The sequence below is a fragment of the Mycobacterium sp. NGS34 genome (genome assembly GCF_059812845.1).
In genome coordinates, this window is record NZ_JCALDM010000010.1 from 1 (window position 1) to 23,020 (window position 23,020).

At 66.0% G+C, this 23,020-nt stretch carries 19 protein-coding genes; 9 read left to right on the plus strand and 10 right to left on the minus strand.

Features of this window, described 5'->3' with window-relative positions; genetic code table 11:
* The coding region (locus AC5Y7V_RS22395) for an NAD-dependent epimerase/dehydratase family protein (protein WP_499882218.1) at positions 1-511 on the plus strand (511 nt) is incomplete at its 5' end.
* Here the strand turns inward: AC5Y7V_RS22395 and AC5Y7V_RS22400 are convergent.
* Complete coding sequence (locus AC5Y7V_RS22400; RefSeq protein WP_499882219.1) at positions 508-1,170, minus strand: FkbM family methyltransferase; 663 nt, start codon at positions 1,168-1,170, stop codon at positions 508-510. The two genes, AC5Y7V_RS22395 and AC5Y7V_RS22400, sit on opposite strands and share 4 nt — an antisense overlap.
* A gap of 225 nt (positions 1,171-1,395) precedes the next feature.
* Here AC5Y7V_RS22400 and AC5Y7V_RS22405 point away from each other — a divergent pair, with 225 nt between their 5' ends.
* Positions 1,396-2,367, plus strand: coding sequence for a methyltransferase type 11 (locus AC5Y7V_RS22405; RefSeq protein WP_499882220.1), 972 nt, complete (start codon positions 1,396-1,398; stop codon positions 2,365-2,367).
* A 10-nt stretch (positions 2,368-2,377) separates the two neighbouring features.
* Here AC5Y7V_RS22405 and AC5Y7V_RS22410 read toward each other — a convergent pair whose 3' ends face one another.
* The 3 genes from AC5Y7V_RS22410 to gmd are packed head-to-tail and all read right to left on the minus strand — an operon-like array spanning position 2,378 to position 5,093.
* Positions 2,378-3,109: a glycosyltransferase family 2 protein gene (locus tag AC5Y7V_RS22410; protein ID WP_499882221.1), complete on the minus strand. Its 732-nt coding sequence runs from the start codon at positions 3,107-3,109 to the stop codon at positions 2,378-2,380.
* Positions 3,106-4,074, minus strand: coding sequence for a GDP-L-fucose synthase family protein (locus AC5Y7V_RS22415; protein WP_499882222.1), 969 nt, complete (start codon positions 4,072-4,074; stop codon positions 3,106-3,108). The genes AC5Y7V_RS22410 and AC5Y7V_RS22415 overlap by 4 nt, the downstream gene beginning before the upstream one ends.
* Positions 4,071-5,093, minus strand: coding sequence for a GDP-mannose 4,6-dehydratase (gene gmd, locus AC5Y7V_RS22420; RefSeq protein WP_499882223.1), 1,023 nt, complete (start codon positions 5,091-5,093; stop codon positions 4,071-4,073). The genes AC5Y7V_RS22415 and gmd overlap by 4 nt, the downstream gene beginning before the upstream one ends.
* 194 nt (positions 5,094-5,287) lie before the next feature.
* On the opposite strand from gmd, the gene AC5Y7V_RS22425 reads away from it, so the two are divergent.
* On the plus strand, positions 5,288-6,124 hold the full coding sequence (locus AC5Y7V_RS22425) for a class I SAM-dependent methyltransferase (RefSeq protein WP_499882224.1): 837 nt from the start codon (positions 5,288-5,290) through the stop codon (positions 6,122-6,124).
* A gap of 33 nt (positions 6,125-6,157) precedes the next feature.
* Here the strand turns inward: AC5Y7V_RS22425 and AC5Y7V_RS22430 are convergent, their stop codons facing one another.
* Positions 6,158-7,249 carry a glycosyltransferase family 4 protein gene (locus AC5Y7V_RS22430; RefSeq protein ID WP_499882225.1) on the minus strand — a complete coding sequence of 364 codons (1,092 nt, stop codon included), beginning with the start codon at positions 7,247-7,249 and terminating at the stop codon, positions 6,158-6,160.
* A complete protein-coding gene (locus AC5Y7V_RS22435) occupies positions 7,246-8,211 on the minus strand; it encodes a GDP-mannose 4,6-dehydratase (protein ID WP_499882226.1) in 966 nt (321 codons plus the stop codon). Before AC5Y7V_RS22435 ends, AC5Y7V_RS22430 begins: the two co-directional genes overlap by 4 nt.
* A 252-nt stretch (positions 8,212-8,463) precedes the next feature.
* Here AC5Y7V_RS22435 and AC5Y7V_RS22440 point away from each other — a divergent pair, with 252 nt between their 5' ends.
* A complete protein-coding gene (locus AC5Y7V_RS22440) occupies positions 8,464-9,216 on the plus strand; it encodes a GAP family protein (protein WP_499882227.1) in 753 nt (250 codons plus the stop codon).
* Between the two features lie 16 nt (positions 9,217-9,232).
* Entirely contained in the window at positions 9,233-10,186 is a 954-nt protein-coding gene (locus AC5Y7V_RS22445; RefSeq protein ID WP_499882228.1) for a glycosyltransferase family 2 protein, read from the plus strand.
* Here AC5Y7V_RS22445 and AC5Y7V_RS22450 read toward each other — a convergent pair.
* Complete coding sequence (locus tag AC5Y7V_RS22450; protein ID WP_499882229.1) at positions 10,139-11,476, minus strand: hypothetical protein; 1,338 nt, start codon at positions 11,474-11,476, stop codon at positions 10,139-10,141. The two genes, AC5Y7V_RS22445 and AC5Y7V_RS22450, sit on opposite strands and share 48 nt — an antisense overlap.
* Positions 11,477-11,615: 139 nt before the next feature.
* Between AC5Y7V_RS22450 and AC5Y7V_RS22455 the strand changes: the two genes are divergently transcribed.
* Positions 11,616-13,370, plus strand: coding sequence for an AMP-binding protein (locus AC5Y7V_RS22455; RefSeq protein WP_499882230.1), 1,755 nt, complete (start codon positions 11,616-11,618; stop codon positions 13,368-13,370).
* Between the two features lie 95 nt (positions 13,371-13,465).
* On the opposite strand, the gene AC5Y7V_RS22460 is transcribed toward AC5Y7V_RS22455, so the two are convergent.
* Positions 13,466-17,185 carry an MMPL/RND family transporter gene (locus AC5Y7V_RS22460; protein ID WP_499882231.1) on the minus strand — a complete coding sequence of 1,240 codons (3,720 nt, stop codon included), beginning with the start codon at positions 17,183-17,185 and terminating at the stop codon, positions 13,466-13,468.
* Positions 17,186-17,397: 212 nt separating this feature from the next.
* Here AC5Y7V_RS22460 and AC5Y7V_RS22465 point away from each other — a divergent pair, with 212 nt between their 5' ends.
* Genes AC5Y7V_RS22465 through AC5Y7V_RS22475 form a run of 3 tightly spaced genes read left to right on the plus strand, consistent with a single transcriptional unit; the run spans position 17,398 to position 20,247 of the window.
* Positions 17,398-18,150 carry a phthiotriol/phenolphthiotriol dimycocerosates methyltransferase gene (locus AC5Y7V_RS22465; protein ID WP_499882351.1) on the plus strand — a complete coding sequence of 251 codons (753 nt, stop codon included), beginning with the start codon at positions 17,398-17,400 and terminating at the stop codon, positions 18,148-18,150.
* A 16-nt stretch (positions 18,151-18,166) separates the two neighbouring features.
* Positions 18,167-19,414 carry a glycosyltransferase gene (locus AC5Y7V_RS22470; protein ID WP_499882232.1) on the plus strand — a complete coding sequence of 416 codons (1,248 nt, stop codon included), beginning with the start codon at positions 18,167-18,169 and terminating at the stop codon, positions 19,412-19,414.
* Positions 19,414-20,247, plus strand: a complete 834-nt coding sequence (locus tag AC5Y7V_RS22475) for a glycosyltransferase family protein (RefSeq protein ID WP_499882233.1) — start codon at positions 19,414-19,416, stop codon at positions 20,245-20,247. Before AC5Y7V_RS22470 ends, AC5Y7V_RS22475 begins: the two co-directional genes overlap by 1 nt.
* 8 nt (positions 20,248-20,255) lie before the next feature.
* Here the strand turns inward: AC5Y7V_RS22475 and AC5Y7V_RS22480 are convergent, their stop codons facing one another.
* Positions 20,256-21,506 carry a glycosyltransferase gene (locus tag AC5Y7V_RS22480; protein ID WP_499882234.1) on the minus strand — a complete coding sequence of 417 codons (1,251 nt, stop codon included), beginning with the start codon at positions 21,504-21,506 and terminating at the stop codon, positions 20,256-20,258.
* 49 nt (positions 21,507-21,555) lie between these two features.
* Positions 21,556-23,001, minus strand: a complete 1,446-nt coding sequence (locus AC5Y7V_RS22485; RefSeq protein WP_499882235.1) for a condensation domain-containing protein — start codon at positions 22,999-23,001, stop codon at positions 21,556-21,558.
* Positions 23,002-23,020: the final 19 nt, after the last annotated feature.

Here is a 23,020-nt window from a genome sequence, read left to right on the forward strand (position 1 = left end):
CTGCTACGAGGAGGGCAAGCGGGTCGCGGAGACACTGATGCTCGAGTACGCGCGCCGCTACGGCGTCCGAATCAAGGTCGTGCGCGTCTTCAACACCTACGGTCCCAGGATGGACCCCGAGGATGGCCGGATCATCTCCACCTTCATCGTCCAGGCGCTGCGGGGCGAACCGATCACGATTTTCGGGGACGGCACCCAGACCCGTTGCTTCTGCTACGTCGACGACCTCGTCGACGGGCTGGTGCGGATGGCCACGAGCGACCCCTCGTTCACCGGACCCGTCAACCTGGGTAGCCCGGCCGAATTCACTATCGTCGAGGTCGCCGGCGTCATCAAGGAGATGACCGGATCCCCTTCGGACACAGTGTTTTTGCCGCCGCGGCCGGACGACCCGCGCAGGCGCAAGCCGGACATCGGCCTCGCCGAATCCGCGCTCGGCTGGCGCCCACGGCTATCCTTCGAGGAGGGGGTCGCGCGGACCATCGAGCATTTCAAGGCCGGCTTGGGCTAGTCCTCGAGCTGATAGAAGACCGTGTTGGCGGTCTTGGCGATGGGGTGGTAACCGACGGACGCCATGAATGACGCAACGGGCCCCTGCATCACTTCCTCCATGGTCGTCCCAACGCTTTCCGCGAGAACGTAGGTCGGTCGAAAGGTCGACCAATCGTTGGATCTAAGGGCCTCTAGATCCCTGCCTTCGACGTCGACGGTCAAGAAGGACGGTAAAGTCTCGCGAGGCAATCGACCGCGCAGCACTTCTTCGAGCGGCGACACGTGAACATCGATGATCTTTTCGATCCTGTACGGACCGACGTCGCGGCTCTCCGACAGCTCTCGATCGAACGAGTTGAGCGCGGGCTCGTTGAACACATAAAACGGAATCGTGGCCGTCTCAAGCCCGATGCCGGCCTCGATGTTCGTGTCGCGGGGGCGGTACTTGTCGAACAGGCGCATCGAGCCGGGCATGGCGTCGATGTTCACACCGCGCCATCCGCGGCGATAAAACAGAAAGGTGTTGGAGAACCGTATGGGATGGTGGGCGCCGACGTCGACGTAAAAGCCCTTTGGCGCCGACGCCAACAGCCGGTCGAGAATCCGGTCCTCACCTTCCTGGGAGTAGGAGCGCACCCCCTTGATCAATCTCGCCCTGTCCACTGCGTCCGCCACCATCGTTCTCGACGCTCGCAGCGGCCGCCTGAGTGATCCAAATTTCTCTGTCATGGTGCGTCGGAGCCTACCGGGGACATTCCTGACAGGATGCCGATCGGGTCGGGGTCCGGGACGGCGCCTCGGCGACTTCTGTAGGGTCAGCACTCGTTTCGAGGACGGGCGCCTTCCCGGGGAAATAATCCGCATTTGGCTGACGCGTCCCGGAGTCGCCGCAAGGATGGGGCTGTGACAACGACGCTTCCGGTCATCTTCATCATCTTCAACCGGCCGGACACCACGAGGCAGGTCTTCGAGACGATCAGAGCCGCCAAGCCGCGGCAGCTGCTGGTGATCGCCGACGGCCCCAGGGCTGATCGGCCCGGCGAGGCGGAGAAGTGCGCGGCGACGCGCGCAATCATCGACGGAGTCGACTGGGACTGCGAAGTCCACAGGAACTTCTCGGAAACGAACCTGGGCTGCGGCCGCCGGGTCTACACCGGCATAACCTGGGCCTTCGAACTCGTCGAAAAGGCGATCATCGTCGAGGACGACTGCATGCCCTCCGCATCGTTCTTCGACTACTGCGCCGAGTTGCTCGATCGCTACGAGGGCGACGAGCGGGTCATGATGGTCTCCGGGAACAACCACCTACTCGGACGCGCCGAGACCGCGGAGAGCTACTACTTCTCGAGATATCCGCATCTGTGGGGCTGGGCCACCTGGCGGCGAGCCTGGGCGAAGCACGACCCCCACATGACGCACTGGCCCGAGATCAGGGACAGGAAGCTCTTCGACCAGTACCTTCCGGCGCAGAGCGAGCGCTACCGCTGGGAGTCCGCCTTCCAGAGCGTTTATGACGGCAAGATCGACACCTGGGACTATCAATGGGTCTACAGCATATGGGCGAACGCAGGCCTTTGCGCCGCTCCCGCCCGAAACCTGGTGCGAAATATCGGCATGGACCACGCCGAGGCGACCCACACGCAGGGGGAGACCGTTTACTCTTCGCTGGGCGCCGAGGAGCTTGACCTGCCACTGACCCATCCGGCGACCGTTCTGGCGAGCTCGGACAAAGACGAGCTGGACGCACGGCTCTGGCAAGCCCACTTAACGGTTCTGCCTTATTTCCTGACCAACGCGGCCGCCGCGCTCAAGCTCCTCGTCGCAAGGGCGACCCGGCGTGCCCGCAATCGCCTTGCGCGGCGTCGCGCGCCGTAGCGCGAATACGTCAGCGGCCGACCACTTTTCGCCTCGAGGGCAGTTTTCGGCGAATCATCTCCTTGGCCGATGCCCCGATGAACCTCGGCAGCAACTTCTTGAACTCGTCGTCCTCGCGCTTGCTCAGCCCGGACAGGTCGTTGTAGTCCGCGACGACGATGTCCATGTACCGGGTGACCAGCGCCGGATTGGAGAAGCAGCGGATATTGAAGTCCCAGTCGGCCCAGAGCGGGTAGCGCAGGTTATAGGGCCCGATGCCGGCGAATAGTTCGCGGCGGTAGAAGATCGCCTGATGGCAGATGTTCTGCTCGAATAGCAGACGATCCAGGTCGAATGCGCCGGCATAGCGCGACGACTTCGAGCGCAGGATCACGTCGCCGTACACCAGGTCACTGTGCTCGTGCTCACCGATGAACGCGGCCACCCGCGCCAGGGTGTCCGTCTCGTGCAGGGTGTCGTCGGCGCCCAGGAAGAGTAGCCAAGCGCCCGAGGCCAACTCGACGCCGCGGTTCATGGCGTCGTAGGGGCCCTGATCGGGACCGCTATGAATTACCAGACGCCCGTCGAGGCTGGGGGAGTAGCCGCTCGCGATGTCGGGAGTTCCGTCCGTCGAGCCGCCGTCGACCAGCACAAGCTCGTAGTCGTCGCAGGTCTGGGAAGTGATGCTGGCGAGGCAGGCCGGCAGCGTCGTCGCCACGTTGAAGGTCGGGACAACGATCGAAAACTGTCGTGCCGCAGTCATTTCCTTACCGTGGCTGCGTTCTCGCGATACCACGCGACCGTTGCCTCGATGCCGTCGCGCAGTGCGATCGCCGGCTGCCATCCCGTGTCCCGCAAAACCGAAACGTCGAGCAGCTTCCGTGGTGTTCCGTCGGGCTTGGTTGGGTCCCAGCGGGTTTCGCCGGTGTAACCCACCGCCGTGGCGACCATGTCGGCGATCTCGCTGATGGTGTGGTCCACGCCGGTACCCACGTTGACCTGAGTCGGCCCGTCGAAGTGTTCCAGCAGGTACAGACACGCGCTCGCGAGGTCGTCGACGTGCAACAACTCACGCCGGGGGGTTCCGGTGCCCCAGTTCGTCACCTCCGGTGCGCCACCGGCTTTGGCCTCTTCATACCTTTGGATGAGCGCCGGCAGCAGATGCGACCCGGATGGCGAGAAATTGTCGCTGGGTCCATACAAGTTGGTGGGCATCGCCGAGATCCACGGCAGGCCGTATTGGCGCCTGACCGCCTGCACCTGCAGGATGCCGGCGATCTTGGCGATCGCGTAGGCGTCGTTCGTCGGCTCCAGCGGCCCGGTCAGCAGCGCGCTCTCGGTGATGGGTTGCGGGCTGTATTTCGGGTATATGCAAGACGATCCGAGGAACAGCAGCCGCGGCACGCGCGCGGCCACGGCAGCGTCGAGCAGGTTGACCTGAATCTGGAGGTTCTCCGACAGGAAGTCGGCGGGATAGGTGTTGTTCGCCATGATGCCGCCGACCCTCGCCGCGGCGTCGATGACTACCTGGGGCCGTGATTCGAGGATGAAGTCGAAGGTCGCGGCGCGATCCGTCAGGTCGACTTCGGCGCGGGATCGCACCAGGAGATTGGTGAATCCCGCTGCCTGGAAGTGTCGCAGCAGGGCGGACCCGACCAGCCCGCGGTGTCCCGCGATAAATACCGGAATCCCGCGGTCGAGTTCGCCGATTGGTGCGTCCGCGCTCATGTCCGACCGGCGAGCGTCGGCTTGTCGATCCACGGCTTGCCCTCGCATTCCAGCGCCGCGATGTCGGCGTCGACCATGAGCCTGGCCAGGTCGCCGGTGTGAACCGATGCCGTCCAACCAAGCGTTTCGGCCGCCTTCGACGCATCGCCGATGAGCGCATCCACCTCGGTGGGGCGCAGGTAGCGCTCGTCGAACTTGATGTGCTTCTCCCAATCCAGGCCGGCATGCTCGAATGCCGCCTGGGCGAACTCCCGCACCGTGTAGCCGCGTCCCGTCGCGAGAACGAAGTCGTCCGGCTCGGGCGCCTGCAGCATCCGCCACATGCCTTCGACGTACTCCGGCGCGTACCCCCAGTCGCGGACCGCATCCAAATTGCCCATGAACAGCTCGGACTGAACGCCCGCCTTGATGCGGGCCGCGGCCCGGGTGATCTTTCGGGTGACGAATGTTTCACCACGCCTTGGGGATTCGTGGTTGAACAAGATGCCGTTGACGGCGAACAATCCGTACGCTTCCCGGTAATTGCGAGTTGCCCAGTACGAGTAGACCTTTGCCGCACCGTACGGCGAGCGCGGATAGAACGGCGTCAGCTCGTTCTGGGGTGGCGGCGACGCGCCGAACATCTCCGACGAGGACGCCTGGTAGAAGCGGCAGTGCACCTTGGAAAGCCGGACGGCTTCGAGCAGTCGCATGGATCCCATGCCGGTGGTGTCGCCGGTATGCACGGGTTCGTCGAAACTGACGCGCACGTGCGACTGCGCCGCGAGGTTGTACACCTCGTCGGGTTCGATGGTGCTGAGCAACGTGACCAGGCGGGTTCCGTCGATGAGGTCCCCGTAGTGCAGGAACAACCGAGCGTCGGGGTCGTGCGGATCGACGTAGAGGTGATCGATCCGTGAGGTGTTGAACGTGGAGGCTCGACGTATCAGCCCGTGAACCTCGTAGCCTTTGCTGAGCAACAGTTCGGCGAGGTAGGAGCCGTCCTGTCCCGTTATTCCAGTTATGAGCGCTCGCTTCACCAATTTCTCACCTCTGTCGATCCAGACCCCTCCCCGAATCTCATGGATCGTGGGGCCTACTGACCCTACTCCGACGCCACGGGCAGGCACTGCCGTCGCTTCATATTAGAGGCCGAACGCACCGCTAGTTGGTGCTACAGCTGCGTATTCGTCCGGGCAAACGTGCGACGAACGACCGCCCGGTTGGATAGATTATGGAGACGATCGATCGTCGTCGGGCCGGGAGGGAGGGTATGCACGTGCGGTGCCGAATTTGCGATTCCCCTGCCAAGATCGCGTTCGATCACAAGGTGCTCGGCAAGCATGATTGCAATTACTACTATTGCGCCGGCTGCGGCGCTCTGCAGACCGAAGAGCCCTACTGGCTGGACGAGGCCTATGACAGCCCCGTGGCCTCCGCGGACACGGGGATTCTCGTGCGCAACCTCGACCTTGCGCGAGTGACTTCGCTGGTCTTGTTTTTCCTGTTCGACCACCGTGGTCGCTTCCTCGACGCCGCCGGGGGCTACGGCATCTTCACCCGTCTGATGAGGGACATCGGCTTCGACTATTACTGGGCGGACAAATACAGCCCCAACCTGGTCGCGAGGGGCTTCGAGATGGTCGAGGGAGCGGACTCGCCTTACACCGCGGTCACGGCCTTCGAAGTCATGGAGCACCTACCGGACCCGGTGGCCTTCGTCGATGAGATCCTGACCAGCTCGGGTACCGATACGATCATCTTTTCCACCGAACTGTTTGCTGGGGAGCCTCCCGCACCTGATGAGTGGTGGTACTACTGCTTCGCCACGGGGCAGCACATCAGCTTCTATCAGAAGCGCACGCTCGAGCTGATCGGGCAGCGCTTCGGCATGCGGCTGTACAGCTCGGGGGCATATCACATCTGGACACGAGCCAAAATCAACCCGCTGGCCTTGCGTCTCCTGATGTCGCCGCGTGTTTCAGGTGTTCTGCACTGGTTGCCGCGGCGCGCCCTCGCTTCTCGAGTCATGGCTGACCACGAGCGCCTGATGGCGGCCGTCAAGGACTAGAACGTCGCTCGGGAGCCGCGTTTCGAAGGCGGCTTACAGCACGTCGCGATAGATTTCCGCAGTCGCCGCCGCGCAGTCGTCCCACGAGAACGCTTCCAGCCGGGCGTGGCCGCGCGCCCGCAGATCCGCCTGCAATTCGTCACTTGTCACGACGCGCTCCAGGTTTTCCCGCAAGTCCTCGACGCTGTTGGGATCGAAGTACGCGCCGGCGTCCCCAACCACCTCCGGGATCGGGCCCGAATCGCTGCACACGACCGGGCATCCGTAACTCATGGCTTCGAGCGGAGGAATCCCGAACCCCTCGTACTTGGACGGATAGACGAACGCGGTAGCCGACCGGTAGCGAGCGACGAGCTCACGGTCGGACCCGGATTCGAACCGCACCCGGTCGGAAACACCGAGTCTTTCGACCTCTTCGACCTCTTCGGGCGCGACAGGCCTTCCGCCGAACGCGACGAGGTCGAATTCCCGCAGTGTGGGAGAGCTTGCGAACGCCTGCAGCAGCGCCGTGAAGTTCTTGTAGCCGTAGCGATTTCCCACGTAGAGAAGCGACGGCCGGTCGGTGTGTTCGTGCTCGCCGGGCGACTCCACGTCCACCGAATAGCCCAGGTGGACAACGCTCGTGCGCGACGGGTCGATGCCGAAGAGGCGTACCAGATCCGCGCGGGTGTTTTCGGAAATGCAGATCACGTGGTCGGCGCGATTGACGGCCGCTCGCTTGGCGGCGGTCGCCTGCGCGGCATCGGGGAACTCGTCGGAGAACAGCTCGTGGATCATGTCGTAGACCGTCACGACGCGCCGGCGCGCCCTGCCAACAGGTTTGGTGGCGTAATAGGTCTCGTGCAGGATGTCGGGGTTTGCCTTCCGCAATGCGATCGGAGCGGCGAACTTGTTCACGACGCCGACAACACGCGCGGTGTCTTTGAAGGAGTCAGGCACGTACCTGCCACGCGTGAAGCTGCGGGCGGAATCGGCCGTCAGGTATTCGTTGACGTGTAACGGAGCCACGATGGACACCTCCGACACGCCGTGGGCGGGTAGTCGGCGCGCCAGCTCGAAGAAATAGCGCGAGATGCCTCCGTACCGCTGGATAGAGAAGATCTGGTGGTCGAACGCGACCCTCACAGGTGCTCACTCAAAGCCCACTCGGCCTCTACCATCGCCTTGACGACATCCGGCATCCGGTACGTCGGAGACCAGCCGAGGATTTCGCGGGCTCGGGAGGCATCGCCAAGCCCTTCCGCAAGATCCGTTGGCCGCATCAGGGCCTCGGAAAGGTCCGTATGCTCGCGCCAGTCGAGCCCGACCTGGGCGAAAGCCGTCTGGGCAAAGTCTTCGAGCGTGTGGCTCTCGCCAGTGGCGATCACGAAGTCCGACCCGGTGGGCTGCTGCAGTATGCGCCACATTGCGTCCACGTATTCCGGCGCCCACCCCCAATCTCGTTTGATACGAACGTTGCCCAGCGTCAGACGCGAGCGTTCACCTTTAGCGATGCGCACCGCCGCCGCGACGATCTTCTTGGTCACGAAACGTTCAGGGCGCAAGGGGGATTCGTGGTTGAACAGCACGCCGGTGCTCGCGTGCAGCCCGTATGCGTCGCGGTAATTGGCAACGAGCCAATGCGCCGTCGCCTTCGCCACCGCATAGGGGCTACGGGGGTGAAAGGGCGTGTCTTCTTTCGCTGCGCGGCCTCCCGTATCCCCGAAGCACTCACTAGATCCGGCGTTGTAGAAGCGGATCGGCTCGTCGAGAAAACGTATCGCCTCAAGCAGATTTAGCGTCCCCGCGGCGATGCTTTCGAGCGTCTCCACCGGCTGCTCGAAGGAAAGGCCCACTGAGCTCTGCCCGGCCATGTTGTAGACCTCTTGGGGAGCGGTTCTGCGCAGCACGTTCAGCACGCTGCGAAAATCATTCGCTGCCATGGACTCCAGGTGCACGCGGTCCCGGATGCCGAGCCACGCGAGATTCGCGAATCCGCCGATCTGTGCGTCGCGTGATGTGCCCCACACCTCGTAGCCCTTGTCGAGCAGCAGGCGCGCCAGGTACGCGCCGTCCTGGCCTGAGATGCCGCAGATCAGCGCTCTCATGCCGCCCTCCTAATTTCCGGCGTCGGATACCCGTGAGATGGCGGAACGGGCACGGGTATGGCCGCCATGGCCCCTAATTGAACCATCTGGGGCAGCGCAACAAGGGCGACATCTCCTCGGATGACATGAAGTCCCAGGTAGCTTTGGTCAGGCCGGCGTCGGCGCGCCGATCGGTCGCTCAACGAATGAATTCGCCAGTAACGCCACGAGATACGCCGCGGCAAGGTAGCGTCCCAACTGATGTGGGCGATAGTGGTGGTAGCCGGGTTGGGAATGGCGATTGACCCCGTGCGGCTGGGGCTCGCCGTGGTGATGCTGGCCCGGCGGAAACCCATGCTGAATCTTGCCGCGTTCTGGCTGGGTGGCATCGCAGCGGGCATTGCTATCTCGGTGGCAGTGCTGCTGCTGATGCGGGACGTCGCGCTGGTAGCGATCCGAAACCTGGTAACCGCCGTCGGGGAGCTCAGGTCGGGGACCTTCATCCTCGAGGGCCCCCGTCTCATGATCACCGTTGGTGTGGTCTCGCTGGTTGGATTGGCCGTCATGATCGCCCGAACAAAGGCGGCGACACGGGTCGTTGCGGGGCAGGCAGCGGTGGGCGGCGGCAACACCGCGGTCCTCGTGGAGGAGGAGCGCCCGCAGAGCCGATTCGCGCGGATGGGGGCCCGCACGCACGCCATGCTGGACGGCGATTCCCTGTGGCCGGCGTTCGCGGTCGGCGTCATAACGTCGTTTCCGCCCTACGAAGGCGTGGTGGTGCTGGCCTTCATCATGGCATCCGGGACGTCTATGACCACGCAGTTCAGCGCATTCATCATCTTCACCCTCATGGTGCTGGCCGTGATCGAGATCCCCCTGGTGAGCTACCTGGTGGTCCCGGCCAAAACCGAAGCGGTGATGCTGCGGATTCAGCACTGGCTGCGGACGTATCGTGCGCAGATCGCTCAGGTCATCCTCGGCGGCACCGGGGTCACATTTTTGATGCAGGGTATTGCCGCCCTCTGAGCGTGTTGCCGATGACGTGAAATCGGTGAATCCGCTGGTCTCGGTGTGTGTGCCGATGTACAACAACGGCGCCACCATCGAGCGTTGCCTGCGCAGCGTCCTGGACCAGGAGGGCGTCGACTTCGAGATCATCGTGGCTGACGACGACTCGTCGGACGACGGCGCCGCCGTCGCCGCCGCGCTGCTGCGGCCCGGGGACCGGCTGGTCAAGAACCAACCCCGCCTCGGCCTCAACGGGAACCACAACAAATGCCTGGAGCTGGCGCGGGGCACGTGCGTCCAGTTCGTGCACGGCGACGACTGGCTGCTGCCCGGCGCCCTGGCGACGCTGGCGCGGTGCTTCGAGGACCCGGCGGTCGGGCTCGCGTTCGCGCCCCGGCAGGTGGTGGGCGACGACGAGCGGTGGCAGCGCCGATACGGCAAGATGCACTCACGCTTCCGCAACCTGCGCGAACGCAACGACGGGCCCTCGCTGGTGCGCCAGGTCGCGCTGCGCGGCGCGAAGGAAAACTGGGTGGGCGAACCGACCTGTGTGATGTTTCGCCGCCAGCTGGCGCTCGACGCGGGGGGCCTGCGCACCGACATCTACCAGCTCGTCGACGTGGATTTCTGGTTGCGCCTGATGCTGCGGTCGACCGTTTGCTTTGTGCCCCGCGAACTGTCGGTGCGCAGCCACATGAAGGGGACCGAAACCACGCACCTGATGGCGTCCCGCGGCTACGTGCTCGATCAGCTGCGCATTCTGAGTTGGCTGGCCGTCGATCCGGCGTCGCCCCGCTCGATCCGAATCCTGGCGCGGCTGTGGTGGTTTCCCGCGTGGCTGGCGCTGGTCGTGGAGATCGCGGCCTTCGGGCCGCAGCGGGCGCACCATCTGAAGACCTTGGCGCAGGCCACTTTTCGCGAGTTCCCCCGCGCGCGGGCGCTAGCCGTGGATTTCCGCGGTGAGGCCGAATTCGTCGAACGTGCGTGAGACGTCCTCGCGCAGCGCGGCTTGGGAGTTCGTCCGACCGGCGAGGTAGGCGTTGACCGCGAGGAAGATTTTTCCGTGGACCCGCCCCGACGCGACGAACAGCTGGCCACCCATGCGCTCGAGCGCGCGCCGGTTGATGCCCGGTTCGATCAGCCTCCCGCAGGCGTAGTCGGCGTCGGTCCCGTCCGGGCGGTTCGTCGCCGGGGGCAGGTCCCCGACGTTGGAGCAGCCGACGGGAAGGCTGGCGGCGCCCAATCCCATTCCCGCCGCGCGGCGCGCGGCCCATTTGGGAGCCAGCGCCGCGAGCGGCAGCGGCCCCAGCAGCTCCTCGGTGATCTCCGTCAGGTCGGCGAACGCCTGCTTGAACTTGAGACGGACCTCCCCGAGATCGGAGGACAGGTGTGCCGGGTCCACGGAAACGGTGGGGAACACCACCGCATTGCCCCGGGTGTCGTCCTCGGTGCGGTCGCTGACGGGGAACGCCAGCGTGACCGTTCCGTCGTCGCAGGTGCGGCCCATCCGCGCGCCGAGCCGGCCCGCGAATCCCGCCAGCAGCGTGAAGCTGTTCCCGCCAATGCCTTTCGCGCACGCATCCCAGCGCGCCACGTCGACATAGGCCGTCAGGTACGGCACCACGACGGGCCGATCGTGGGCGGCCCGGCGCGGCGACGGCGGTGCGGATGTCATCGAGGCGACGACGTCCTTGCGCCGGTGCCGTGCGATGCGCACCGTGGCCGCCACCGCTCGCGCCAGCTCCGGGGCCGACGCGATCGTTTGCCGGGCGTCGCGTAGCGCCGCGCGCCCGCGGCCGCGCGAACCGGGCCGGGGATAGCCCAGGTGGCGGGTTCGCCCGGCCGCCGCGTCGGAGATCGCCTGCAGGATCCCGAGCCCGTCGACGAGGGTGTGCGACGTCGTCAGGCAGACCGCGGTCCCCCCGTCGTCGAGGGGGAGGACCCCGACATGCCAGCCGGGCCCGCATTCGGGATCCAGGGGCAGGCACGCCCGCTCGTGCAGCCAGGCGTTCAGATCCGCACGGGAGCGCGGTGTTTCGGCGATCTCGATGTCCTCGGGTCCCCGGGAGACGACCCATCGGTCGCGCGCGAACGGCAGCGGCGACGGCTCGACCAGCCGCCCCAGCAACCCGTATCCGAGATTTCGGTGGAAGCGGCGCAATCCGTCAATGTTTGCGGGGCGGTTGTAAATCCAGTTGAACTGGACGTGCGCCCCGTAGCCAAGCGCCCGCAGACCGAGGAAAGACGCCTGGTCCATGTGTGCGAGTCGATTGTCCACCGCGTACACGGTAGTTTATTTGCCAGCAGGGGCGGGGCGCTTTGCGCGCGGGGGAGACCGGGGGCGGCCGCGGGGCCGTGCGGTTGTAACCTGGCCGTTCCGGGCCGGAAACGCTTTCGACGAAGGTAGTGTGTTGTCCGTGGTTCAGTCATCCATACCCGCTGTGCTGCGCGAACGCGCGAGCCTGCAGCCCAACGACGCAGCGTTCACATACCTTGACTACGAGCAGGATTGGGACGGCGTCGCGCACACCCTGACGTGGGCGCAGCTGTACAAGCGCGTTGTCAACCTGGGCGAACAGCTGAGGGTCGGCGCGTCGACCGGCGATCGGGCGCTCATCCTCGCCCCCAATGGACTCGATTACATCCTGGGTTTCCTCGGCGCCCTGCAGGCCGGGCTGGTCGCGGTTCCGCTCTCGGTTCCCTATGGCGGTGCGCACGACGAACGCACCATCTCGGTGCTGGCCGACACCTCGCCCGCCGTCGTCCTGACGACGTCCGGGGTCATCGACAACGTCGCCGCGTCCGTGCAGTCGCAGCAGGGGCAATCCGCGCCCACGATCGTCGAACTCGATTTGCTGGACCTCGAGACTCGGCAGCGGCCCACCGGCCCGCGGCCCCGGCCCGGCGCCAACGACGGATCGGACTTCATCTACCTGCAGTACACGTCAGGATCCACCCGCACGCCCGCGGGTGTCATGGTCTCCAGCAAGAACGTCTTCGCCAACTTCGAGCAGATCATGAGCGACTTCTTCGCGCCCGAGGGTGGGGTGGCGCCCCCCGGCATGACGGTGGTGACCTGGCTGCCGCTCTACCACGACATGGGGCTGCTGCTGGGGATCATCATGCCGATCCTGGCCGGTGTACCGACGGTGCTGTCCAGCCCGGTGGGCTTTTTGCAGCGACCGGCCCGCTGGTTGCACATGATGGCCCAGAACGACTGCTCGATCTCGGCCGGGCCGAACTTCGCCTACGAGCTCGCGGTGCGCAAGACCTCCGACGAGGACATGGTCGGGCACGACCTCGGCGTCGTTCACACGATCCTCAACGGCAGCGAACGGGTGCAGCCGGCCACCCTCAAGCGATTCACGGACCGGTTCGCGCCCTTCAACTTCGACCCCCGGGCGCTGCGGCCCTGCTACGGCATGGCGGAGGCCACGGTGTACATGTCGACGCGCCAGGTGGGCGATCCGCCCGAGATCGGTTACTTCGATTCCGAGAAGCTGCCCGGCGGCGAGGCGGTGCGGTGTGAAACCGGAAGCGGCACACCGCTGGTCAGCTACGGCGACCCCAAGTCGATGCTGCACCGCATCGTCGACCCGGACACCGGTCGCGAGTGCCCGGAGGGGACGGTCGGCGAGATCTGGGTGCACGGCGAGAACGTCGCCGCCGGGTATTGGCAGAAGCCCGAAGAGACCGAGCGCACCTTCGGCGCGAAGATTGTCGAGCCGTCGCCGGGCACACCCGAAGGCCCGTGGCTGCGAACCGGTGACTCGGGCTTCTTCTCCGCCGGCGAGATGTTCATCATCGGCCGGATCAAGGACCTGTTGATCGTCTACGGGCGCAACCATTCCCCCGACGACATCGAGGCGACCATCCAGGAGATCACCGCGGGACGTTGCGCGGCGATCGCGGTGCCCGACAAGGGCGTCGAGAAGCTGGTGGCGATCATCGAGATGAAGAAGCGCGGCGGCTCCGAGGAGGAGGCCGCGGACAAGCTGCGCGGCGTCAAACGCGAAGTCACGTCGGCGATTTCGAAGTCGCATGGGCTGAAGGTGGCGGACCTCGTTCTGGTGTCACCGGGTTCGATCCCCATCACCACCAGCGGCAAGATCAGGCGATCGCAGTGCGTCGAGCTGTACCGCCAGGACGAGTTCGTCCGGTTGGACGGCTGAATTATTTGAACGCCGAGATCGACGCCAGCGTGTAGTTCACTCGCACTTCTTCGCGCCAACGTCAATTTGGACGAAGATTTCGCAGATTCCCGACGCTAGGGCGGTGGGTACTTGCCGTGCCCGTTGCCGTTGCCGGCCTGCTGCGACGGGGCGCTCGTCCCGAACAGCGGCAGCGGATTGCCGAGGTCTTCGTCGGCTGATTGTTCGCCGTGTCCGTTGCCGTTCGAATGCCCATTCCCGTTGGCGCCGACGGTGATTGGTCGCGGCGACAGGGAGTCCTGGCCGAACAGCGGCAGCGAGTGACCCAGGTAGCGGTCGCCCTTGTGCTTGCCGTTGCCGTTTCCGTTGGGGGCCGGGGCGTAGTCCGGCGCCGAATCGCGGAGGTCGTCGGTCAGTTGACCGGACAGGCCGCTGAGGTCGAACAGCGGAAGCGCGTGGTTGGAAATGCGTTGGCGCTTGGACCGTTTCCCGTTCTTGGTGGCGCCCGGCGGCGTCTTGGCAACGCCGGCCGGCCGGGTCCGGCGCGACTTGCTGCGCGGCTTGTGTCCGGGCGGAACGAGTTTCAGCCGAACGAGCAGGTCGTCGGGAATCCACGGTTCATGGGCCCCGTTCGCCGGCGGGGAAGCAGCCGCCGGGCCCAACGCGGCCGGGCTGGGAATCACCTTCATCTTCACCAGCTGGTCGGTCAGCTGGTTGAGCTGGTGCTGCTTCTTCTGGTGGGCCGCGTAAACCTGGGCGGGGGTCTTGCCGAGGTGTGAAGGCCACCAGTTCTTTTGGCCGATCAGCGCGGCCATGGCCGGCACCGTGATCGAGCGCACCAGGAACGTGTCGATCAGGATGCCCATCCCGAGGATGAAGCCGGCCTCGGCCATGGTGTAGATGCTGGCGCTCATCAACCCGAACATCGAGGCGGCAAAGATCAGGCCGGCCGAGGTGATCACGCCCCCGGTCGAACCGACGGTGCGAATGACGCCGACCCGCACGCCGTGCGGGGACTCGTCGCGGATGCGCGAGATGAGCAGCATGTTGTAGTCCGCGCCGACCGCGACGAGCAGGATGAACGACAGCCCGGGCAGGCTCCAGTGCAGGTTCTGCCCGAGCAGCAGCTGGAACACCAAGACGCCCAAGCCCATTGCCGACAGGTAGGACAGCAGCACCGAGCCGATCAGGTACAGCGGCGCGACGACCGCCCGCAGCAAACCGACCAGAATCAGGAACACGATCATAATCGTGGCGAAGACGATGTAGCCGATGTCGTTGTTGTAATAGTCACGCGTGTCGGCAAGCCCGCTCGGCACGCCCGCCACCTGCACCGTGGCGTCCGACAGTTCGGTGTTGGGCTGCGCGGACTGCGCGGCCTTGATGATCTTCGGGATCTGATCCATGGCGTCGGTGGAGAACGGGTTGAGCCCGCTCTGGATCAGGTACCGCGCCGCGTGCCCGTCGGGGGAAAGGAAGATCGCGGCGCCCTGCTTGAACTCGTCCCTCGTCAGGATCTGCGGCGGGATGTTGAAGCCGGACATCGACGGCTTGTTGTCGGTGTCGTGCTTCATGCTCAGCAGGAACTGCGACGCCTCGTTGAGGCCGCTGCCGATCTGTCGGGTCGAATCGACGAGTTGTTTCACCCCACCGGCGATTGCGCGGCTGCCGTCGGCCAGCGCGTTGGCGCCCTGTTGCGCGTTGGCCATGGTGGACTGCAGGTCCCTGATCGTCTTCATGGCCGCAGAGGCCTGCGACAGCGTTTGCTGGGCGGTATTCAGCGTCTGCCCGACCGTCTGTGTTTTACCGGCCGCTTGCAGGTTGTGGGCCATGATCTTGATCGAGTTGAGGGTGCCGTCGTTGTTTGCCTGCACCATCGCGGCCAACCCCGAACGTGAGCTCACGCAGCCCGGGTCGGCGTTGCAATCCGGGCTGTTGTTCAGGGCGTTCAACATGGGGGCGGCCCACGCGGCGATGTTTTCGGTGTTCATGGTGGACATGTTGAGGTTGTCGCCGAGCGTCTTCATCCGCCCGGTCAGGGCGGCGCCCTGGTCGAGCGCGGCGATGGTGCTATCGCCGCCCGCCATCTGCTCCATCGCCGTCAGCGCCGAGACCGCCGGGCCGAGGCTGGTCAGGGCGCCACTGACCTGATCGCGCAGCATCGCCAGGGCGTCGGCCAACTGGTTGGAGCCGTTGACCAGCCGGTCCAGGTCGCTCCCGTGCTCGGTGATCTGGCGGGATCCGTCATCGAGCTTGTTGCCGACCTCACCGGCCTGGAACGAGATCTTGGTCTGCTCCAGCGGTTCGCCGTTGGGCCGGGTCAAGCCGCGGACCATCGTGATGTCGGGCAGCTGGCTCACCCGGGCGGCCATCTGCTCCAGGTCGGCGAGGGCGGCCGGTGTCCTCAAGTCGTGGGATGGCGATTTGATGAACAGCACCATGGGCGTCAGCGCGTTCGCCGGGAAATGGCGATTCATCACGTCATAGCCCTTGGAGCTGTCCACGGACGCCGGCATCGTCTTGAGGTCGTCGTAGTTGAAGCGCATCACGGCCGTGCAACTGGCCAGGCCGATGAGCACGATGAGGCTTCCGACCAGGTGGATGCGGGGCCGGCGCACGACGCGCGTCCCCATGATCCGCCACATCCGGGTGGTCAGGTCGCGCCGGGGCTTGATCCAGCCACGACGCCCGGCGAGCACCAACAGCGCGGGCAACAGGGTGACCGCACACAGGAATGCGACGATGACCGAAATCGAAATCGCCGGACCGACAGTCGAGAACACTTCCAGCTTGGTGAAGACCATCGCGAGGAACGCGACCGCGACGGTGGCCGCCGACGCGGCGATCACCTTGCCGATCGACATCAGCGCCATCTTGACCGATTTGTCGGACGTGTGGCCCTTTCGTACATAGTCGTGATATCGGCTGATCAGGAAGACGGCATAGTCCGTCCCCGCCCCGACCATCACCGCGGTCATCAGCACGAGGGTCTGCAGGGCGAACGGCAGCCCGATCTCGCTCAGCCCGGACAGCACGCCCTGCGACGTTCCGATGGAGGCACCGATGTTGATCAGCGGCACCAGCATGGTGACGATGTTGCGGTAGATCATGAAGAGAATGAGCAGCACCGAGACCACGGTGCCGATCTCAATGAAATGGGCGTCTTCCAGCGCCATTTCGGTCGCGTCGGCGATCGTGGCCAGCGGTCCGCTGACGTGGGCCGTCAGCGAAGTTCCCGCGGTGACCTCTTTGGCGATTTCTTTGACGTGGTGGTAGGCCGCGATCGTCGACGGCGCGGTGCCCGCGCCGGGGAACGAGATCGGCAGGATGAACGCCTTGCCGTCCTTGCTCGCCAGGACCTCGCGCATCTGGGGGTTGGTCAGGAAGTCCTGCACCGTCAGCTTGTCGGCCTTGTCCTGGCGCAGCTTGTCCACCAGCTTGGCGTAGACCGCCTCGTCGGCGGGTGTGATGCCGTTCTCGTCGCTGAGCAGGATCATCAGCAGGGACCCGCCGCCGCCCAGCGGATTGTCGCCGCCCGCCTCCCCGGCGGCGTCCGGGGCCTTCTTGCCGTCTCCGGGGGCTTTGGGGGCGCCGGGCATGGCGAAGGCCTTGGCCATCTCCTGGTTGACGACCACCGTCGGGGCGTTGTCCGGCAGGGCCTTCGGTTCCCGTTTGCTTGCCTGCACCGGCAGCGGGGGAAAGACCAGCGCCAGGGTGACCGCGAACCCGATCCAGGCGGCGATGACAAGCAGGGGCCACCGCACGACGATGTCGCCTATGCGGTCGAAGATTCCCCCAGGCTTGGCTGCCTCGCCCGTGCCAGTCCGGCTCGACACCCAACCCACCCTACAATCCGGCACACACTCGCGTGGGGTAATCAAGATCTACGCGGCGACCGTGACATTGCTGTGATCTTGATGGTGAACACGCTGGTCAGGCCCACAATTGCGGTCCGTGGAGTCCCCAAGGCGGCTATTCGGCGTGTAGCGCCGCGGATCCGTGCAACACTCTCCCCGTGGCTCTCAAATACCGCCTGCAATCCAATCCACTGGTCGGCAAGCTCACCACGAAGTACTTTCTGCCCCTTGGCACCCGCCAGGTCGGCGACGACGTCGTCTTCTTCAACTTCGGCTACGAAGAGGATCCGCCGATGGGCCTGCCGTTGGCGGCGTCCGACGAACCCAACCGGTACTGCATCCAGCTCTATCACGTGACCGCCGCGCAGACCGATCTCACCGGCAAGAAGGTGCTGGAGGTCAGTTGCGGGGCCGGCGGGGGCGCCTCCTACATCGTGCGAAACCTCGGGCCGGCCTCCTACACGGGGCTGGACCTCAACCCCGCCAGCATCGACAAGTGCCGGGAACGCCATCAGCTGCCCGGCCTGGATTTCGTGCAGGGCGATGCGGAAAACCTGCCCTTCCCCGACGGCTCGTTCGACGCGGTGGTCAACGTCGAGGCCTCCCACCAGTACCCCCACTTCACTCGTTTCCTCGAGGAGGTGGCCCGCGTGCTGCGGCCCGGCGGGCATTTCCTGTACACCGATTCCCGCCGCGCGCCCGTCGTCGCCGAGTGGGAGGCGGCGCTGGCCAACGCGCCGCTGCGGAAGGTCTCCGAACGGGACGTCGACGCGGAGGCCAAGCGCGGGCTGAACGCCAACACGCAGCGGACCCAGCAGCAGATCAGCGACCGCCTGCCCGGCTTCATGAACTCCCTGATCCGGTACGGCGTCGGGGTGATGGACTGGGACCTGCGCCGCGCCGGGGGGTTCTCCTACCGCGTCTACCACTTCGTCAAGGATTGATGGGCCCGACTCCGTCATGAAGTTTGCGTTGGCGAGCTACGGAACTCGCGGCGATATCGAGCCGTGCGCCGCCATCGGCCGGGAGCTGCAGCGCCGCGGGCACGACGTGCGGGTGGCGGTGCCGCCCAACCTGATTGGCTTCGTCGAGTCGGCCGGGCTGCCCGCCGTCGCCTACGGGCAACGGGATTCCCAGCAGCAGCTGGACGAGGACTTCCTGCACAACTCGTGGAAGATCCAGAATCCGGTCAAGTTGGCGCGCGAGGCCATGGAGCCGGTCCGGGCGGGCTACGAGGAGCTGGGTGCCGCGCTCAAGCCGCTCGCGGACGGGGTCGACCTGCTGCTGACCGGCCAGCTCTATCAGGAAATCGCCGCCAATGTGGCTGAGCGCTATGACATTCCGTTGGCCGCGTTGCACTTCTACCCGATGCGGCCCAACGGCCAGGTGGCGTTTCCCGCGCGATTGCCCGCGCCGCTGGTGCGCTCGGCGATGAAAACCCTCGACTGGGCGTACTGGCGGTTCACCCGGGGCGCCGAGGACGCGCAGCGCCGGGATTTGGGTTTGCCCAACGCTACTTGCCCTGCGCCGCAACGCATGTCACAACACCGAGCGTTGGAGATCCAGGCGTACGACGAGCTCTGCTTTCCCGGGCTGGCCGCGGAATGGGGTGCCCGGCGGCCGTTCGTCGGTGCGTTGACCATGGAGTCGCCGACCGACGCCGACGACGAGGTCGCGTCGTGGATCACCGCCGGAACGCCGCCGATCTATTTCGGGTTCGGCAGCATGCCCGTCGGGTCGCTCGCGGATCTCGTCACCATGATCGGCGGGGCCTGCGCGGACCTGGGCGAACGGGCCCTGATCTGCTCGCGGGCGCGCGACGGCGGCGTTCCCGATTTCGACCATGTGAAGGTCGTCGCGGCGGTCAATCACGCCGCGATCTTTCCGACCTGCCGCGCCGTCGTGCACCACGGCGGCTCGGGCACGACGGCCGCCGGGTTGCGCGCGGGCGTCCCCACGCTGATCCTCTGGATCACCTCCGATCAGCCGATCTGGGCGGCCCAGATAAAGCAGCTGAATGTCGGCTCGGCCCGTCGCTTCTCCAGCACCACCCGCAAAACGCTGGTCACCGACCTCCGCGCGGTCCTTGCGCCCGCGTACGTCAGCCGGGCGCGCGAGGTCGCCGCGCGAATGACGAAGCCCGCCGAGAGCGTCGCCGGCGCCGCCGATCTGCTGGAAAAAGCCGCCCGACGCGAGGTTTTCGGCTGATGTCGGAACGCCCCGCGGGGTCGCGCGGCCCGGGGTACGCTCCGGTGGTGTCCCTACTGATCACCGTGCCGGTTTACGGGCAGCACGAGTACACACACGCGCTGATAGCCGATTTGGAGCGCGAGGGCGCCGACTACCTGATCGTCGACAATCGCGGCGACTACCCCAAGATCGGCAACGAACGCGTGGCCACGCCGGGCAAGAACCTGGGGTGGGCCGGCGGCAGCGAGTTCGGATTCCGAACTGCGTTCGCGGAGGGCTACTCCCACGCCATGACGCTCAACAACGACACCCGGCTCTCCCGGGGTTTCGTTGCCGCGTTGCTCGACCCGCGCCTGCCCGCGGACGTCGGGATGGTGGGGCCGCTGTTCAACATCGGGTTCCCCTACGCGGTCCTCGAGGGGATACCGGACGCCGCGAGTTACGTTCCGCGACCGCGGTATCGGGTGGTGCCCGCCATCGAGGGGACGGCGCTGGCGATGTCGCGGGAATGCTGGGACGCCATCGGGGGAATGGACCTCGACACCTTCGGGCGCTACGGCTGGGGGCTCGATCTCGACCTGGCGCTGCGGGCACGGAAAGCCGGATTCGGTGTGTATACGACGGAAATGGCCTACGTCCACCATTTCGGGCGCCGGACCGCGAAGGTCCACTTCGGCGGCCTGAAGTACCACTGGGGCTCCAGCCGCGCGATGATCCTGGGGTTGCGCAAGACGCACGGCTGGTTCGCAGCGATGGGAATCCTGCGCGAGATGGGGGCCGCCCACCACCGCAAGTGGTACAAGTCGTTCCCGCTCGTCGGGCGCGACGCCGCCGCCAGCCGGCAGCCCTAGCGGGCGATTCAGACGCCGACGCGGACGGTCTGCTCCAGCAGGTCGGCGGCGGCCACCACGCCGACGGCCGGTTTGGACATCTGCGGTGCGATCTCGCGGGCCCGGGCGACGCAGTCCGGCGCCAGGATCTTGCGCAGCTGGGAGACCAACGATTTGCGGGTAATGCGCGAAAGTTTCTTGGCGGAACCGACTTTGAGCCGTTTGACCTGAGTGGCCCAGATGAACTGGTCGGCCACGTCCCACAGGATGAGCGTCGGGAGTCCGGCCCGCAGGCTGGCCGCCGTCGTGCCCGCCCCGCCGTGGTGCACGGCCGCCCGGCAGGTGGGCAGGATCGTGGAGTAGTTGACATGCCCGACCAGCTTGACCTGGTCGCGGTCCGCGGCGGGCTGCGGACCGTCGGCGCCGGAGTAGATCAGCGCCCGTTCGCCCAACTCGGCGCAGGCGTCGGCGATCATGGCAACGGTCTCGGCGGGGGACCGGACCGGCGTGCTGCCAAAACCGAAGTAAATCGGCGGCTTTCCCGCCGCGATCCAGGATGCGACCTCGTCGTCGGTGTCCGCGGCCAACTCCAGGGTCAGCGAACCCACGAAGGGGCGCTTGCCATCCCATTCCGCCGCGAGCCCCGGGAAGAGCGCCCGGTCGTACGCCTGGATTTCGAGCGTTCCGTTGTCGGCCATCCGCTGCCACGCGGGAACCGTCGTGCGCGGCAGACCCAGCTCGCGGCGTTGCGCGTCCTCGTCGGGCTTGGTGAAACGCGAATACAGCCACCAGCCCGCCGACAGCGTGGTGCGGACGGCCGGCGCCGGCGACGGCAGGAACGGAACGCCGATCTGACCGTTGACCCGCACCGGGAAGTGATGCAGCCCCGCCACCGGAATGTCGTGGTATTCAGCGACATTCGCCACCACCCCGTGGTACGTCTGGCCCGTCAGCAGCAGGTCCGCCCCGTCGGCCAGCGAGGTGAGCGTCCGGCTCATCTCCGCCCAGCCCTCGACGAAAAGCGACCTGAAGGTGCGCATGAAGTCGACCGGGTTCTGGGGCTTCAAGGCGTTGTGGGTGAAGTCGGCGACGGCCTCCACCTGCTCGCGCGTGTCCGGCCCGTAGCTGACGGCGGGCACCCCGGCCGACTCGACGAAGTCAACCAGGTTGGGCGGCACCGCCATTCGGACGTCGTGGCCCCTGCGCCGCAGTTCGACGCCGACGGTGGCGCCGGGCTCGATGTCGCCGCGGGTACCGTGGGCCGCCAAGACAAACTTCATCGACGGAGCTTCGCCTTCCACTTCGCTCGAGGACGAAGCGCTTCGCAGCTTACCTGGCTACGCGAACGGGCATCTCGGCCAGCTTGCCCGCGACGACCCGGTCGAACACCGACTTCAAGGCCTCCGTGTAGCGAATCACGGATTCGCGGGCTACCGGGTTGTTCGGGTAGGACACCATGATCGAGACCTCGTCGAACAGCCGGAACACCGTGGAGTACATGTACGCCGGGCTGCGGCCATCGGTGAACGCGGTCGCGTTCACGCCATCCAGGGCGGTGGCGACGATGCCGGACAGGGGAGGAAGGCCCGCGTCCATGTAGCTCATCATGGTGAACTGGGGTCCGTGCTTGCGTAGCCAGGGCGCCAATTCCAGCACGCGGTCGAACGGCACGTTCGCCAGATCCATGTTCGCGTCGAAGGAGGCCTGCGCGGCGCGGGCCGTTTCCTCGAACGAGTTCGGGTCGACGGGAACGGTGAACGGTACCACGCCGGTGAACCAGCCCACCGTCATGAAGTCCGCCGGGCTCTTCCGCTTGTCGGTGGGGGTGAGTCCGTAATACGTTTCCGCGCCGCTCAATTCGTAGTGAGCCAGGGCGGCGCAGGCGAACAGGCCGCCGCTGAACCGGGCGCCCGCCTGCCGGCACAGCGCCTCGAACTGGGCCGTCTGATCCGGACCCAGCAGCCGCTCCACGTGGGTGTCACCGCCGCAGGGAATCGACTGGTCGCCCAGCGGCAGCGGGAAGTCGGGCAGGGTCCCGCCGTTGGCTTCGGCGAACTCGATCCACTTGCGCACCTCCGGGGACTCCAGCGTCATCCCCGACACGATGTTGTGCTCCCGCATGCAGAAGTCGTCGTAGCTGGCCGCCGGCGGCAGCGAGACCGGCGCCTTGCCCTCGATGAGCGCGGTGTAGTTCATCAGGATCTCGACGTACAGCCCGGCGAGCAACATCGGGTCGCAGTGCAGGTGGTCGACGACCGCATACAGCGCGAAGCGGTCCTCGTGCTGGACGATGCCGAACCGGAAGCAGTCCCACTGCAGCGGATCGGGCGTCGCGAGCACGTGCTCACGCCACTCGAGCTCCGTCATCACGCCGTACTCTTTCGCGACGAAGTTGATGTCGCGCGGGTTCTTCAGCGTGTGCCGGACGATCTCTTTCTCGTCCGTGTACTCGAACCAGCTGTGATACGTCGCGTGGCGGCGTATGTGCGCGTTGATGACGTAGGTCATCGCGCGGATGTCGCAGCGCCCGGGCACGTCCCAGGACCCCATGATCGCTCGCGAATAATCCAGCCCGCGCTCACCGAACTCGACGAACCCGCGAAGGTGACCCGCCTGCATGGAGCTGGGCGGCACCGGACTCACCGGCGCCTGCCGAGCCTTCGCGACGCAGCCGGGCGTGGGCTGCCACGTCACGACCGAACCCGCGCCCGGGTACCAGTCGTACGCGTTGCCCACTCGCAGGCTGTCGTGCTCAGAGCCTCCACCTATGAACACGTTTCCCTCCTTAAATACC